The organism is Solihabitans fulvus, from assembly GCF_008386585.1.
In the GTDB taxonomy this organism is placed as follows: domain Bacteria; phylum Actinomycetota; class Actinomycetes; order Mycobacteriales; family Pseudonocardiaceae; genus Solihabitans; species Solihabitans fulvus.
In genome coordinates, this window is sequence record NZ_VUOB01000002.1 from 199038 (window position 1) to 213503 (window position 14466).

Consider the following 14466-nt stretch of genomic DNA (forward strand, 5'->3'; position numbering starts at 1 on the left):
GTATTCCGCTATCTGCCGCGACGAGCGCGCCCCGCGCGCAGCGAGGACGACGCGGCGGTACCGCCGAGCACGATCAGCAGCACCACCACGATGACCAGTTCGCGGGGCCTGGTCAGCGACGACGGCGGCGGTTCGCCCGGACGCCGGGGGCCGACCGGTGCCAGCGCGAACGCCCGCTGGGACGGCCGAGCGGTCGGCGCGACCGACCCGCTCGGCACCGAGGAAGCGGTGCCGCCCGGTCCGGGTGGCTGCGCCGCGCCGGGCGGCGGAGTCGTTGTGGCACCCGGGACTGCGCCGTTCGGCGGCGGTCCGTTCGGCTGGCCCGGCGCGTTGGTCGGGGTGCCGCCTGGTGGCGGGACCGTCGGCGGCGGGCCGGTTGTCGGCGGTGGGGGCGGGGGAGTGGTCGGCGGCGGCTGCGCGGCGGCGATGCAGCCGGTCGCGTCCGTCTCGAACACGGCCGGTCCCGTGGCGACCGCCTGGGCCCCGCCGGATCCGTCCAGCCGCACCCGGTAGAGCCGGCTGCCGCCGTCGGCGCCGTTGACGGCGTAGAGGTTTCGCTCCGCGTCGACGACCACCGAGCCGTAGCCCGGCCAGACCGGCGAACCCGGCAGCCCGGCCGGGGTCGACACGACGGAGACGTCCCCGGTGCCCGGATCGATGCGGACGATCCGCGCCGACCCGTAGCCGGTGGCGGACACCCCGTACAGCGCGCCGCTGGCCGGATCGCGGCCGATGTCGCCGACGCTCAACCCCAGCAGTGCGGGCCGGAGTTCGGTCCTGCGCAGCACGCGCAGATAGGAACCGCTGGCCGGGTTGACGTCCACGGCGTAGAGGAGGAAGTCCACGTGCACGTACAGCGTGCCGCCGAGCACCTCGCCGCCGTAGGAGTGCTCGAGATACGGGTCGCCCCACCACGGCGCGTCCGTGCCGCCCGGCCGGCCGAGATCGGTGACGACGCCCCGGCGGTCGAACCGCACCACGTGCGCGCCGTCGATGAACTGCCGGCCGAGGTGACTCGTGGCGATGCCGTAGCCGGTGTCCTGGTCGGCGGCGTAGCCGATCGCGGTCACCGTGTACCCGAGGTCGGCGACCCGGCTCGTCTCGCCGGTCGCCAGTTCGACCCGGGACAGAGTGGACGACGTACCCCACGAACCGGTCCGCACCTGATAGGACACGCAACTCGGGGCCGCCGCACCGGCCGGTGGCCACCCGATTGCCGTAATCGCGCACAGTACGAATGAACCGCTCAACGCGAACAGTCGCAGGGCGATCGATCGTCGACGCTCGATGCTTGCGGCGGCACGGTGTTGTCTGCGCATTCGACGCTCGCATCTCCGGGATTCACCCGTATCGCAGGCTTTACCGGAACCGTATCCGGTGATCTAGTTGCTGACTAGTGGGCTTTGTTGAGCCGACCCTGTCAAGCGATGCCGAAAGAATGACCTATGACTGTTTCCTGGTTAGTCGGCGGCACCGTGACGGATTCTGTTGCGCCATTAGTGTGATAGGAGTCGGACGAATGAGTGTTTATCTCGAGGGGCTGCTCTGGGTGCTGGCCGCCTCGGTGTTCGCGGTGGGGCTGACCGTCGCGATTCGACGATTCGGGTCGGCCGAGCTGCGCGAGGCGAACAACGACGCGGCCGGCAAGGTCTTCAGCATCGTCGGCGGGTTGAGCGCCGTGCTGATCGCGTTCGTCCTGATCGCCCAGTTCGACGGAATCACCAGCGCACGAGCCAGTACGGCCAGGGAAGCGGACAACCTCGTCGCGGTGTACTGGGCGGCGGATTCCCGCCCTGCCGCCGTGCGGGCGCAGATTCAGGAACTCTGCCAAAGCTATGCGAAGGAGGTCGCCGACGAGGAGTGGCCTGCCATGGCGCGCGGCGAATCGGTCAGCGCACGCGGCGGGGAACTGCTGGACAAACTGCACGCCGCCATCGCCTCGGACACCACGACCTCGGTGCAGGCGCAGGCCGCCACTGATCCGATGCTGGAGCTGTACATGGCGCGGCAGGACCGGCTGGAGCGTGCCGCCGAGCGGGTGAATCCCGTGGTGTGGCTGGCGCTGATCATCGGCGCGCTGATCTCCATCCTGTTCCCGCATCTGTTCGGCGGCCCCAAGTTCGCCGCGCACGCCATCATCATGGTGACCCTCAGCGCCACAATGGTGTTGCTGCTGTTCGCGATCTACCAGTTGCAGAACCCCTTCGGCGGCGGCGCGCGGGTGACTCCTGAGGCGTTCCGGCTGGCGCTGGACCGTTTCGGGTCACACCTCGGTTGACCGGTGATCGTCGGCGTGCGACCGTGGCCGCACCCGAGGGTGACACGGAGGCCCGGTGGAACCGGCTGCGCAGCACGGCATGGGGCCCCGACGTGGGATCGACGGCGAGACGGTGCGGCTGCTGCCGATGCCGGGGCTCTACCTCGGTCTCGGCCTGTACCTGATCTGTGTCGCGGCGGGCGGCGCGCTGGCGCTGGCTGGCGTCCTCCGCGAGCTGTGGCTGGCGATCCTCGCGCCCGCGGTGCTGGCCGTCGGGCTGTTCCTGGTGCTGCGGCGCGGGTTCGGCGTTCGCCTCGACGACGCCGGGGTCACCGTGCTCCGGCCGTGGCGGCGGCGCACGACCCGGTGGGCCGACATCGGTGGGCTGGTGTTCCTGCACCGCCCCAGCCCCGACTCGCACGACACCTGGCTGGTGCGGTTGGCGGTCGAGCCGGGGGCGGGTCTGCGGCGCGGAGACATCCCCCGGCACGCGCCCGGCCCGGTGCTGATGCGGTTGACCACGGTCGGCACCGACCGCGAGCCGCCCGCGCCGGGCGCGAACCGGGAACTGGCCGCGCAGGGCCGGATCTTCCGCGAGCTGATCCGGCGCGGGGTGCCGGTTGAGGAGCGCGGCTACGTCGACTGGGTCCTGCGCGCGACTCCCTGAACTGTCAGCTCTTGGGCAGGCCGGGCGGGTTGACCTCCGAGGTCGGCACGGCCTCGTTGGACAGGCCCCAGCGCTTGAGCACCTCGGCGTACTTGCCGTTCCTGATCAGCTCGTTGAGCGCGTCGGCGAACGGCTTGACCAGCCCGTTGTCCTTCTTCGTCGTGGCCGCGATCTTGCCGACGAGGTCGCCGCCGCCGGACTGGGTGCCGATGATCTCGGTCTGGCCCGACGTGGCAGCGTGGTAGCTCGCGCTCGGGTTCGGGCCGAGATACGCGTCGATCCGGCCGGACTGGAGGGCGAGGTAGTAGTCCGACGCGTTCTGGAAGTACTTGATGTCGACCGGTTTGAGGCCGGCGCGCTCGTCCTGTTGGCTCCAGCTCACCAGGATCTTCTCCTGGTTGGTGCCGGAGCCGACCGCGATCGTCTTGCCTGCGACGTCCTTTGGCCCGGCGACCTTCCAGTTGCCGCCCTTCTTCGCCTCGAAGGCGAGCGTGTCCAGCCGGTAGGTCGCGAAGTCGTACTTCTCCTTGCGTGCCTCGGTGACGGTGATGTTCGAGAAGCCCGCCTGGTACTTGCCGCTGTCCAGGCCGACGAACAGGTTCTCCCAGGAGGTCACCTCCAGCTGCGGTTGGAGGCCGAGGACGCCGGCGACCAGCCACGCGATGTCGTTCTCGACGCCGATGGGCGTCTTGTCGTCGGTGGCGTAGAAACCCAGTGGCGGCACGGAACCCGCGGTGCCGCCGATGACGAGCCTGCCGCCGGCGCGCACGTCGGCCGGCACCTCGGCGGCGATCCCGTCCACCTTGTCCGCGGTGATCCGGTGCTGGTCCGGGCTGAGGTTGACGGTCTGCCCGGACGGCCCAGCCGCGGTGGACGTGCCGTTCGCCCCCGCGCTGCCGCCGCAGCCGGCCAGCGCGAGAGCGGCGACGATGGTCAGGGCTGCGGCGGCGGGCCGGCGGCGTCGGTCGAGGATGGACACGTGCTTCCTCCAGTGGGGCGAACTGCGTTGCGGGACGGGCGAAGCGGGGTCAGAGAACCTTGGACAGGAACGCGCGGGTGCGCTCGTGGCGCGGCGCGTCCAACACCTGGGCTGGCGGCCCCTGTTCGAGGACGAGCCCGTCGTCCATGAACACCACGGAGTCGGCCACCTCGCGGGCGAACCCGACCTCGTGGGTCACCACGATCATGGTGGTGCCGCTGCGGGCGAGGTCCCGCATGACGTCAAGCACCTCGCCGACCAGCTCGGGATCCAGCGCCGAGGTCGGCTCGTCGAACAGCACCAGCTTCGGGTCAAGCGCCAGCGCGCGGGCGATCGCGACGCGCTGCTGCTGACCGCCGGAGAGCTGGCGGGGAAACGCGTCCGCCTTGTCGGCCAGGCCCACCCGGTCGAGCAGCCGTCGCGCCACCGGATAGACCTCCCGCCTTGGCCGGCGCTGCGCCGACAGGGGCGCCTCGGCCACGTTGTCCAGCACGGTCAGGTGCGGGAACAGGTTGAAGCTCTGGAAGACGAACCCGATGTGGGTCCGCTGCCGCAGGATGTCGCGCTCCTTCAGTTCGTGCAGCCGGTCGCCGACCCGGCGGTAGCCCATCAGCTCGCCGTCGACGCTGACGTGGCCCCTGTCCACCTTCTCCAGGTGGTTGATGCTGCGCAGCAGGGTCGACTTGCCCGAGCCGGACGGCCCGAGGACGACCGTCACCTCGCCGGTCCTGACCCGGAGATCCACGCCACGCAGGACTTCGAGCGTGCCGAAGCTCTTGTACACGCCCCGCAGGTCGACCATCGGACGACTCATCGACTCGCCTCCCCGACTGGACTCAGGTCGCGGCGCGCGGCGGCGGCCCTCAGCTGGCGCAGCCTCGTCCTGGCGCGCTGCAACGGGGTCGGCGGCAGGCTGCGCGCGGACCCCTTGGCGTAGTGGCGTTCCACGTAGTACTGGACGACCGACAGCACGGTGGTCAGCGCGACGTACCAGATCGTGGCGACCATGAGCAGCGCGACCACGCGCGTGTTGCGGCCGTAGATCACCTGCACCTGGTAGAACAGCTCGCCGATGGCCATTACCGACACCACCGAGGTGCCCTTGAACAGGCTGATCACCTCGTTGGCCGCGTTCGGCAGGATCGACCGCATCGCCTGCGGCAGCACGATTCGGCGGAACTGTCGCCCCTTCGGGATGCCGAGCGCCGCGGCCGCGTCGAGCTGCCCGTGGTCGACGGCGATGATGCCGGAGCGCACGATCTCCGCGGCGTAGGCCGCCTGGTGCAGGGCGAGCCCGAGCACGGCAGCGCCGATCGGACTGACCAGGTCCTTGGTCTCGAAGGACAACAGCGCGGGGCCGAACGGCACGCCGACGTCGAACCGTTGGTAGAGATAGGAGATGTTGAACCAGAACAGCAGTTGCACGATCAGGGGGATGGACCGGAACGCCCAGACATAGGTCCAGCCCACCGTCTGGAGGAAGGAACTCCTCGACAGCCGCATCAGCGCCACCACCACGCCGAGCGCGAACCCGAGCACCGTGCCGTACACGGTGAGCTGGATGGTGACGCCGACGGCGTGGACGATCACGTCCGCGGTCAGGTACTGGCCGACGGTGGCCCAGTCCCAGCCGGGGTTGGTGGCCAGCCCGTGCGCGAACTGCGCGACGAGCACGAGCACCACGACGACGCCGACCCACCGCCACGGGTGGCGTGCCGGCACCACCGGGAGCGCGGCCAGTTCGGCGGACTCGTCCTGCGCGGCCGGCGTCGCTGTCGGCGGATCGGCGGCGGCGAGCCGAACGGGTTCGGAGGACAGGCTCATGACGGTTCCTCCTGCGGGGGAACGGGAACGCCGCCGCCGCCCGGCGCCGGAAGGGCGGGGCGGACGTCGTCACGGCGTGCGGGAGTGCCGTTCCTGAGCGGAACGGAGTGGTGCTGCGTGGCTGCGCTAGGCCTGGTGCGTCGTCAGCCGCGACAGATGTCGCTGTCGGTGTGACCGAAGTCCACGTGCCGGCGCGAGCAGAGAACCGTGCGGTTCATCGGGCGCCTCCCGGCTCTGTCGACAGTTGTGCTGACCAGTGGTGAAACGGTAGCGACGCTCGTGGTGGCCGAACAAGACGCCGGCCCGAGGTGTCCAGTCGCTGAAACGGCCGCGACCCGTGGTTGACAGGCGGCGGCGCCGCTACGGGGTGCGCAGGATGTGCCCGTGCGGCCTGGCCGCCGGGGTCGCGGCAGGCTCGACAAACCACTCCCGGCCGAGCAGGAGCCCGAAAACGGGCGCTGGCAACCGAAGTAGCGCCCGGAACACGGGCGCGGCCCGGCCCCTGCCGTGGGTCTGGGACCGGTGCGCGGCGAGCGCCGCGCGCTTCTGCGCGGCGAACCCTCGGACGTCGATCCGGTGCGTGATCGCGGCGCGCGCGCTGTACGCGGAGCGGATGACCGCCGGGTCGTACCGCAGCGGCAGCCGAAGGAAGCGCAGCACGGCGAACAGCCTGACGACGGGCTCGCGCGGCATGGTGGCCTCCAGCACGCGGGGCGTGCCGGCCAGCTCGGCGGCCATGGCGCCGACCCGGTGCACCCGCACGTGGTCGCGGTGCCCGTAGCCGCCCATCGGGTCGTAGCTCAGCAGCACCTCGACGCGCTCCTCGCGGAGCAGGTCGGCGAGCCGGGCGGCGGCGTCCTCGACGGTGGCCCTGGCGAAGCGGGTGCGGTCCGGCGGGTCCGGATAGAGCACCGGCCCGTGCCCGCTGTCGGCGTAGCCGAGGTGCACGACCCTCGCGACACCCAGCGCCGCCGCGCTGGCCCTGAGCTCGTCCAGCCTGGCCTGCCCGTCCGGGCCGGTCGCCTCGCCCATCAGGCCGTCGCAGGCGACGGCGATGACGACCCGGTGCCCCTCCGTGGCCAGCCGGGCCAGCGTTCCCCCGGTCAGCAGCGCCTCGTCGTCCGGATGGGCGTGAAAGGCGAGGACCGTGGCCATGATCACCATGCTCCCAGACGGCCCTGCGCCGACGGTGGTGACCTGGAATTCCAGTGCGGCGAGAATCCTTCTTGAGTAGGAATCACGATGGCTTCAGTGTAGACCGAAATCAAGTCTGGCCGGTCCGCCACCACCTTGTCGGTGGGATGTGACAGCCTTGAGGCGTGGTCGACAGTCCTTCTCGGACCCCTGCCGAGGCATACGAAGAGTCCCGCCGCCGTGCGCTCCGGCCGAAGTTGACCGACTTCCTGCCGGTGCTGTCCTTCGAGCTGGACCCGTTCCAGCTCGAGGCCTGCGAGGCGCTGGAGAACGGACACGGGGTGCTGGTGTGCGCGCCAACCGGCGCCGGCAAGACGGTGGTCGGCGAGTTCGCCGTGCACCTCGCCCTCGCCCGTGGCCGCAAGTGCTTCTACACGACGCCGATCAAGGCGCTGTCCAACCAGAAGTTCGCCGACCTCACCGCGCGGTACGGGGCGGAGTCGGTCGGCCTGCTCACCGGCGACACCTCCATCAACGGCGACGCGCCCGTGGTCGTGATGACCACCGAGGTGCTGCGCAACATGCTCTACGCGGGCTCCTCCGCGCTCAACGGCCTGTCCTACGTGGTGATGGACGAGGTGCACTACCTGGCCGACCGGTTCCGCGGCGCGGTGTGGGAGGAGGTGATCCTGCACCTGCCGGAGCACGTGCAGCTGGTCAGCCTCTCTGCGACGGTCAGCAACGCCGAGGAGTTCGGCGAATGGCTCGTCGAGGTCCGCGGCGACACCACGGTCGTGGTGGACGAGCACCGGCCGGTGCCGCTGTGGCAGCACATGCTGGTCGGCAACCGCATGCTCGACCTGTTCGTCGGCGAGGCCCAGGACAGCGAGGCTCGGATCAACCCCGAGCTGCTGCGGCGCGCCGAGGACCTCGGCAGGCTGCACGTGCCGTGGGGCCGCCAGCGGCGCGGCGGCAAGGCGGGCCAGCAGCTCGGCGGCCAGCGCAGGACGGGCTTCCGGCCGGCCTCCAGGGTCGACGTGGTGCAGCGGCTGGACAACGCGGGGCTGCTGCCGGCCATCGTGTTCGTGTTCAGCAGGGCGGGTTGCGACGCCGCGGTCGGCCAGTGCGTGCGCGCCGGACTGCGGCTCAACGGGCCGGACGAGGTCGAGGAGATCCGCACGATCATCGACCAGCGCACCAGGGACCTGCCGGAGGGCGACCTCGGGGTGCTCGGGTACTGGGAGTGGCGCGAGGCGCTGGAGCGCGGTATCGCCAGCCACCACGCCGGGCTGCTGCCCGCCTTCAAGGAGACCGTGGAGGAGCTGTTCGTCCGCGGCCTGGTCAAGGTCGTGTTCGCCACCGAGACGCTGGCGCTGGGCATCAACATGCCGGCCAGGACCGTCGTGCTGGAGAAGCTGGTCAAGTACAACGGCGAGGCGCACGTCGACCTGACGCCGGGGGAGTACACGCAGCTCACCGGCCGGGCCGGCCGGCGCGGCATCGACGTCGAGGGACACGCCGTGGTGGTGTGGCAGCCCGGCATCGACCCCAAGCAGGTCGCCGGCCTCGCCTCCACCCGCACGTTCCCGCTGCGCTCCTCGTTCCGGCCCGGCTACAACATGGCGGTCAACCTGGTGCACCAGGTCGGCGCCTCGGCGGCCCGCGAGCTGCTGGAGCAGTCCTTCGCGCAGTTCCAGGCGGACCGGTCGGTGGTCGGCCTGTCCAGGCGGATCGAGCGCGGCAAGGAGGCGCTGGCCGGCTATGCCGAGTCGATGACCTGCCACCTCGGCGACTTCACCGAGTACGCGGCGCTGCGGCGGCGGGTGTCGGACCGGGAGAAGGCGCTGGCCAAGCAGAACAGCAACGACCGCAGGGCGGAGGCGGCCGCGTCGCTGGAGAAGCTGCGCAAGGGCGATGTCATCGCGGTGCCGTCGGGCCGCCGGATCGGGCTGGCGCTGGTGATCGACCCCGGCCTCGAACCGCTTGGCGAGCCGCGTCCGCTGGTGGTCACGGAGGACCGCTGGGCCGGCAGGCTGTCCGTGTCCGACTTCCCGACCCCGGTCGAGGTGCTCGGTCGGGTGAAGCTGCCCAAGCAGGTCGACGTGCGGTCGCCCAAGTCGCGCCGGGAGCTGGCCGAGGGTCTGCGCAACACGGGCATCGTCGCGCCGAGCCGGGGCAGGCGGCGGTCCAACCCCGACGACGACGCGGAGCTGGCGACGCTGCGCAGGGCGTTGCGGGCGCATCCCTGCCACGGCTGCCAGGAGCGCGAGGACCACGCGAGGTGGGCTGAGCGGTACTACCGGCTGCTCGCGGAGACCGAGCAGGTGGAGCGCAAGGTCGCGGCGACGACGCACTCGCTGGCCAGGGCGTTCGACCGGATTCGGGCGCTGCTGCGGGAGCGCGGCTACCTGGCCGCCGACGAGGCGGGCGAGGAGAAGGTCACCGAGCACGGGCAGCGGCTGACCCGGCTCTACAGCGAGTCGGACCTGCTGGCGGCGGAGTGCCTGCGGCGGGGCGTGTGGCGCGGGCTCGGCCCCGCCGAGCTGGCCTCGGTGGTGTCGGCGTTGGTGTACGAGGCGCGCAGGGACGGTTTGACGGAGCCGCGCCTGCCGGCCGGCCAGGTCGCGGACGCGCTGCTGGCCACCCAGCGGTTGTGGGTCGACCTGGAGGAGGACGAGCGGCGGCACAAGCTCGACCGCACCAGGCAGCCCGACGCGGGTTTCGCGTGGCCGGTCTTCCGGTGGGCGCGGGGAGAATCCCTGGAGAAGGTGCTCATCGCGGCCGAGGCGAACGGCCAGGAACTATCGGCTGGCGACTTCGTGCGGTGGTGCCGGCAGGTGATCGACCTGCTGGACCAGGTTCGCGACGTGATGGGTGGAGGTGACCCGGTTGGCGCAGTCGCGTCGAAGGCCGTGGACGCCCTGCGTCGAGGTGTGGTAGCTATGGCCACGGTCTGAACAAGCTTTGCGGGGCGGCCAGCGCCGGGGCGTGATCCTGTGGTTTGATCGCGCCCGACGGCCAGTGATCGGCGGCCGTCGCCGATTCTTCACGTGTCCGTCCCCGAATCCGGAGGCCCCATCATGACCAGCCCGTACGGACCGTCCGGGGGGAACGACCCGCAGCAGTGGGGCCAGCAGCCGCAGCCCTACGGCGGTGGGTACACCCCCGGCACGCCGTCCGGCGGCTTTCCCAACCAGGGCGGCTACCCCCAGCAGGGGGCGCAGCCCGGTTATGGGCAACCGGATCCGGCGCAGCAGGGCGGCTACGGCCAGCAGCCGGGTCAGCCGCAGTTCCCCGGCCAGTACGGCCAGCAGCCCGGTCAGTACGGGCAGCCGCAGCCGACGCAGCAGTTCCCCGGCCAGTACGGCCAGCAGCCCGGCTACCCGGGTGCGCCGCAGCAGCCGAAGAAGAAGTCCGGTGCGACGATGTGGATCGTCATCGCCGTGGTTGTGGTGCTGCTCGGCGTGTTCGCGGTGCTCGCGTTCGTCGCGCCGGGGTTCATGAACAAGAAGGTGTTCGACAACGCCGCGGTGCAGACCGGCGTGGTGAGCATCCTGAAGGACAACTACAAGATCGCCGACGTGTCGGGGGCCAAGTGCCCTGCCGGCCAGGAGGTCAAGAAGGGCGCCACCTTCAACTGCACCGCGACGATCGGCGGCAAGGACAAGACCGTCGCGATCACGGTGAAGACCGACGACGGCGAGTACGAGGTCGGCCAGCCGCAGGGCTGACGACCCTCGGTTGTTCGCTAGGCGAATAAACTAGTTCGCACCAGCGGGGAGTCCAGGGCAGTATCGGACCGTGACCGATCACGATGTCCGGGTCCTGGACTCCTCGCAGTTGCGGGACGCGCACCGCTTGTTCTGCGCGACTCTTCACTTCAAGCCGCTTGAGGGCGAACACTGGGCGCAGGCCGCCCAGACCTACCATCCCGGTAGGACGTTCGGCGCGTTCGACGGCGACGCGATGATCGGCACGGCCAGCTCGTTCGCCTCGGGGCTGCGGGTGCCTGGCGGTGCCGTGGTGCCGATGGCGGCGGTCAGCCGGGTCGGGGTGCGGGCCGACCGGACCCGCCGGGGCATTCTGAGCGCGTTGATGCGCGTGCAGCTCGAGGACGTGCGCAGCCAGGGTGACGTGGCGGCGTCGCTGCGCGCCAGCGAGAGCGGCATCTACGGCCGGTTCGGGTACGGCGTGGCGACGCGCGGCCAGACCGTGCGGATCGAGCGTCGGAGGGCGGCGCCGCGTGCCGGTGTGCCGAGCGGCGGTGAGGTGCGGCTGGTCGACCCCGAGGTGGCGTTGGACGGCCTGCTGCCCACGCTGTTCGAGCGCATCGCGTTCGAGACGCCCGGCGCGGTCGTCCGTTGGCCGGAGTACTGGGGCAGCATGTCGCGTCGGGCGGCCAAGGAGGGCGACGCACTGGTGGTGGCCGTGCACGCAGGGGCGGACGGCGACGACGGTTACGCGATCTACCAGGTGACCCGGACCGGCCACGGGCTGTCCGGGAAGTGCGAGCTCGTCGTGCACGACCTGTGGGCCGAGACCCCCGAGTCGCGGGCCGACCTGTGGCGGTTCACCTGCGACGTGGACCTGGTCGACGAGGTCGTCGCGCCGCTGCGGCCGCTCGAGGAGCCGGTCGAGCTGTTGTTCGCCGACCGCAGGGCGGTGTCGGTGAACGAGGTGGTCGACGAGACCTGGCTGCGGTTGGTCGACGTGCCGGCCGCGTTGGCCACCCGCGCCTACGGTGACGCGCCGGACGTGGTGATCGGGGTGCGCGACGCGCTGTTGTCCGACAACGACGGCAACTACCGCGTCGGTGCCGGCGGCGCGTCCCGCACCGACAGCGCGGCGCAGCTTGAGGTCGACGTGGACACGTTGGCGATGGCCTACCTTGGCGACGTGCGGCTGTCGACGCTGGCGTCGGTCGGCCGCGTCCGGGTGGCCGATCGGGACGCGCTCGCCTCGGCCGACGCGCTGTTCTGTGCGCAGGCGCGGCCGTGGGCGGGCACGTTCTTCTGAGCGTCAGGTCTGCCAGCGCGTGACGGCGTTGGCCAGTTGCGCTGGCACGGTCGGGGAGTGGTTGCTGACAATGGGAATCGCCCTCCGCTCGTGCCAGCGCTGCTGGCAGGAGTCCGAGCAGAAGTAGGTTGATGGCGAAGCGAGCTGGACAGTGCCGCAGGTGGCGCAGGGTTCGGACATCGACCCTCCCGGTCCGCACGTGGTCTGGTGAGATCCACTGTGCTGGCCGGATGGGACGGTGCCGTTTCCGTCGTGTTTCGGTTGCCGGACAGGCCGTTGCCGGACAGGCCTAGGTGGCCAACCGAGTGTTGACGGTGGTGCGGCGTTCGATCGGCACGTCGAGGACGGCGATGGCGGATTCCACCAGGCTGCCGAGGTAGAGCAGGTCGTCGTGCTGCCGCACGCCGGTCACCGACCGGTAGCCGCCGCCGACCAGCCGGACGTGCCGGGTGATCCGTCCGGCGCCGTCCAAGCCGAGCAGCCCGCTCGTCCTGGGCGGGCGCTTGGCGAGCGCGGCGGCGATCGGCGCGGCCGCGCGGCGGGCCGTCGGCGGCACGCGGTGCAGCAGGGCCAGCGCGGGGTTTCGGGGTTGCGGCAGCGCGGCCCAGATGGTGTCGTGCCGGCCGGTGGAGAGGTTGTCGGGGAAGCCGGGCAGGTCGTCGGCGAGCACGTCCGCCTCGCCGGCGTGCGGTCCGCCAAGCCACAGCCGGGTGATCCGGTAGCCGCCGGTCTCGGCGACGGCGACGTAGGACCCGTCGGCCGAGGCGGTGACGCCGTTGGCGAACTGGAGTCTGGTCAGCAGGACCGTGACGCTGCCGTCGGGGTCGCGCCGCAGCAGCCGCCCGGTGCCGCGGTGCGCCAGCAGGTCTCCCGAGTAGTGCGCGAGGTCGTGCGTGCGGGACGAGTCGGTGAAGTAGATGGTGCCGTCGGGTAGCACGGTCGCGTTGTCGCACAACAGCATTCGCTCGCCGTCGACGCGGTCGACGAGCGTGCGCACGGTGCCGGTGCGCGGGTCGACGGTGAGCAGCCCTCGGCGCGCGTCGCACACCACGAGGTGGCCGTCCTTGGCGATCTCGATGCCCAGCGGTCGGCCGCCGGTGTCGGCGACCGTGGCGATCCTGCTGCCGTCGGGATCGACGCGCAGGATCCGGCCGTCCGCGACGCCGGTCAGCAGGTCGCCGTCGGCGTCGACGGCGATGTCCTCGGGACCGCGTCCGTTGATCGGGATGAGTCGCATCCTCGGTGCTCCTGGCGGCTGGATCGGTGTTGCGGGGCGGGTGGATCGTGACCACCCGCCCCCGTCACCTTGCCATGTGCCGCGTGCGATGGCTCGCGACTCACCCGCCTGCGTGCACGCGCAGCAGGACCGTGCCGTGCGCGGGCACGCTCGCGCTGATCACGCCCGTGGAGGTCGTGTGGCCTTTGGACCACAGGTCGGTGAGTGTGTAGGAGTGCGCGGCCGGCAGGCCGACCGCGGCGGCCGTGGTCGCGATCGTGGCGGTCGAGCCGGTCTCGTTGTAGAGCGCGACGGCGCGGTCCCCGCCGCTGAGCGGCTTGGTGAGCACGCGGAGGCCGCCGTTGTCCGCGACCTGCGTGCCCTGCCGGCCGAGCGGGTCCTGGTCGACGGCGATGACGTCGGCGTTGCCGAGGGTGGCGAGCGTGGTCGCGGTCGCCTTGGCCAGGTCGGTGCCGATCAGCAGCGGCGCGGCCATCTCGGCCCACATGGAGAACTGGGTGCGTTGCTCGGTGGTGCTCAGCCCGGCGTTGCCGATCTCCAGCATGTCGGGGTCGTTCCAGGCGCCGGGGCCGGCGTACTGGGCGAGCGGGATGTTCTTGGCGATGATGGACTGGAGTCGTGACCAGGTCGGGTGCACGTCGGAGGTGGTGCGCCAGAGGTTGCCGACGGCGGGGGACCAGTCCTCGGTGTTGATCCCGTTGTCGCCCTTCTGACAGATGCTGAACACGATGGCCTGCCCGGTGGCCCGCTGCGCGGCGGCCAGTCCGTCGCGCATGTCGGTGTACCGCTTGATGGTGGCCGCCCTGGTGTCCTGTCCGCTGGCCTGCTTGCAGTTGTCGTCTTTCAGGTAGTCGACGCCCCATTTCGCGAACTGCATGGCGTCGGCGGCCTCGTGGTGGAACGAGCCGGGGAAGCCGTGGCTGCTGCACGTCATCAGGCCGGAGTCGTTGTACAGTCCCAGTTTCAGCCCGAGGCCGTGCACGTAGGCCGCCGTTCCCGAGATGCCGTCGGGGAACTTCGACGGGTTGGGCACCAGGTTGCCGGCCGAGTCGCGGTTGGGTTGGGCCCAGCAGTCGTCGATGTTGACGTAGGTGTAGCCGGCCTGTTGCAGCCCGGAGGTGTGGATGAAGTCGGCGGTCTTGCGCACGAACGCCTCGGTGACCGAGCAGCCGATGGCGTTCCAGTTGTTGAACCCCATCGGCGGGGTTTTGGCCAGTCCGTTGTCCAGCGCCAGCGCGGCGGGCGCGCCGAGCACCGCGGCGGTGGTGACGGAGGCGAGCACGCCCAGCGCCGCCAGCACGCCGATCAGTCGTCTACGCATGCGAGTTCTCCTTGCCAGCGCTAGTGGACGC

13 protein-coding genes are annotated in these 14466 nt (G+C 71.1%); 5 read left to right on the forward strand and 8 right to left on the reverse strand.

The window, feature by feature from the left end; all coding sequences use genetic code 11:
* Positions 1–8 precede the first annotated feature (8 nt).
* The gene (locus F0L68_RS02230) at positions 9–1175 is read right to left on the reverse strand and encodes a DUF6923 family protein (protein WP_223198421.1); all 1167 of its coding nucleotides are present in this window, start codon (positions 1173–1175) and stop codon (positions 9–11) included.
* Between the two features lie 344 nt (positions 1176–1519).
* Between F0L68_RS02230 and F0L68_RS02235 the strand changes: the two genes are divergently transcribed.
* Positions 1520–2278, forward strand: coding sequence for a bestrophin-like domain (locus F0L68_RS02235; RefSeq protein WP_149847682.1), 759 nt, complete (start codon positions 1520–1522; stop codon positions 2276–2278).
* A gap of 55 nt (positions 2279–2333) precedes the next feature.
* Entirely contained in the window at positions 2334–2924 is a 591-nt protein-coding gene (locus tag F0L68_RS02240; RefSeq protein ID WP_149847683.1) for a hypothetical protein, read from the forward strand.
* 4 nt (positions 2925–2928) lie between these two features.
* On the opposite strand, the gene F0L68_RS02245 is transcribed toward F0L68_RS02240, so the two are convergent.
* From F0L68_RS02245 to F0L68_RS02260, 4 genes are all read right to left on the reverse strand, one after another.
* On the reverse strand, positions 2929–3903 hold the full coding sequence (locus tag F0L68_RS02245; RefSeq protein WP_149847684.1) for an ABC transporter substrate-binding protein: 975 nt from the start codon (positions 3901–3903) through the stop codon (positions 2929–2931).
* Positions 3904–3952: 49 nt separating this feature from the next.
* Positions 3953–4717, reverse strand: a complete 765-nt coding sequence (locus F0L68_RS02250) for an amino acid ABC transporter ATP-binding protein (RefSeq protein ID WP_149847685.1) — start codon at positions 4715–4717, stop codon at positions 3953–3955.
* Positions 4714–5727: an amino acid ABC transporter permease gene (locus F0L68_RS02255; protein ID WP_149847686.1), complete on the reverse strand. Its 1014-nt coding sequence runs from the start codon at positions 5725–5727 to the stop codon at positions 4714–4716. Before F0L68_RS02255 ends, F0L68_RS02250 begins: the two co-directional genes overlap by 4 nt.
* Positions 5728–6087: 360 nt before the next feature.
* Complete coding sequence (locus tag F0L68_RS02260; protein WP_149847687.1) at positions 6088–6882, reverse strand: PIG-L deacetylase family protein; 795 nt, start codon at positions 6880–6882, stop codon at positions 6088–6090.
* A gap of 164 nt (positions 6883–7046) precedes the next feature.
* Here F0L68_RS02260 and F0L68_RS02265 point away from each other — a divergent pair, with 164 nt between their 5' ends.
* The 3 genes from F0L68_RS02265 to F0L68_RS02275 all read left to right on the forward strand — a co-directional run bounded on the left by F0L68_RS02265 (position 7047) and on the right by F0L68_RS02275 (position 11877).
* A complete protein-coding gene (locus F0L68_RS02265) occupies positions 7047–9818 on the forward strand; it encodes a DEAD/DEAH box helicase (RefSeq protein WP_149847688.1) in 2772 nt (923 codons plus the stop codon).
* 123 nt (positions 9819–9941) lie between these two features.
* Complete coding sequence (locus F0L68_RS02270; RefSeq protein ID WP_149847689.1) at positions 9942–10592, forward strand: DUF4333 domain-containing protein; 651 nt, start codon at positions 9942–9944, stop codon at positions 10590–10592.
* A 70-nt stretch (positions 10593–10662) separates the two neighbouring features.
* Positions 10663–11877, forward strand: coding sequence for a GNAT family N-acetyltransferase (locus F0L68_RS02275; protein ID WP_149847690.1), 1215 nt, complete (start codon positions 10663–10665; stop codon positions 11875–11877).
* 3 nt (positions 11878–11880) lie between these two features.
* Here F0L68_RS02275 and F0L68_RS42100 read toward each other — a convergent pair whose 3' ends face one another.
* The 3 genes from F0L68_RS42100 to F0L68_RS02285 all read right to left on the reverse strand — a co-directional run bounded on the left by F0L68_RS42100 (position 11881) and on the right by F0L68_RS02285 (position 14435).
* Positions 11881–12057, reverse strand: a complete 177-nt coding sequence (locus F0L68_RS42100) for a hypothetical protein (protein ID WP_188316345.1) — start codon at positions 12055–12057, stop codon at positions 11881–11883.
* 109 nt (positions 12058–12166) lie between these two features.
* Entirely contained in the window at positions 12167–13114 is a 948-nt protein-coding gene (locus tag F0L68_RS02280; protein ID WP_149847691.1) for an SMP-30/gluconolactonase/LRE family protein, read from the reverse strand.
* Positions 13115–13214: 100 nt separating this feature from the next.
* The gene (locus F0L68_RS02285) at positions 13215–14435 is read right to left on the reverse strand and encodes a glycoside hydrolase family 27 protein (RefSeq protein WP_149847692.1); all 1221 of its coding nucleotides are present in this window, start codon (positions 14433–14435) and stop codon (positions 13215–13217) included.
* Positions 14436–14466 lie beyond the last annotated feature (31 nt).